Here is a 228-nt window from a genome sequence, read left to right as displayed (position 1 = left end):
GAACACCGTCGCGATGCCGAGGGTCTGGGCCGCCGCGGGGTTCGGGACGGTGACCTCGTCACCGCCGAACGTGATCGTGCCGCCGTCCGGGGTGTAGACCCCGGCGAGGATCTTCACGAACGTCGACTTGCCGGCGCCGTTGTCGCCGACGATGGCGACCACCTCGCCCGGGTAGACGTCGAAGTCGATGTCGCTGAGGGCCTGGACGGCGCCGAACCGCTTGGTGAT

1 protein-coding gene is annotated in these 228 nt (G+C 69.3%); it reads right to left on the bottom strand.

Annotated elements, in window-relative coordinates; all coding sequences use genetic code 11:
• A partial coding sequence (locus H489_RS0118905) for an ATP-binding cassette domain-containing protein (RefSeq protein WP_031259601.1) occupies positions 1-228 on the bottom strand: 228 nt, incomplete at both ends.

This window comes from Curtobacterium flaccumfaciens UCD-AKU, from assembly GCF_000349565.1.
GTDB lineage: Bacteria > Actinomycetota > Actinomycetes > Actinomycetales > Microbacteriaceae > Curtobacterium > Curtobacterium poinsettiae.
This window is presented reverse-complemented; position numbering and strand designations above follow the sequence as displayed.